Source organism: Allobosea sp. FG18, from assembly GCF_057809495.1.
Map to the genome: position 1 here is coordinate 1 of NZ_JBMDKB010000095.1, position 360 is coordinate 360.

Here is a 360-nt window from a genome sequence, read left to right on the forward strand (position 1 = left end):
TCGGCGAGCGCGAGGTCGTGCGCCTCGCGCCGCACAAGCGCGAGATCGGCATGGTTTTCCAGAATTACGCTCTGTTTCCGCATATGGATGTCGCCCGCAATGTCGGCTTTCCCTTGCGATTGCGGCGCGTGCCGGCGGCCGAGGCGGCACGTCGCGTCGAGGCGGCCCTGGAGATGTTCCAGCTCGGCGGCTTCGGCAGCCGCCGCATCGACCAGTTGTCCGGCGGCCAGCGCCAGCGCGTCGCGCTCGCGCGCGCCATCGTCTTCGAGCCGCGCATCATCCTGATGGACGAGCCGCTTTCGGCACTCGACAAGCAGCTGCGCGAGCGCATGCAGATCGAGTTGCGCCAGCTCCATGAGC

1 protein-coding gene is annotated in these 360 nt (G+C 68.1%); it reads left to right on the forward strand.

Translation table 11 applies throughout. The features are described from left to right. On the forward strand, positions 1-360 hold a 360-nt coding region (locus ACODTJ_RS29230), incomplete at both ends, for an ABC transporter ATP-binding protein (protein ID WP_488851745.1).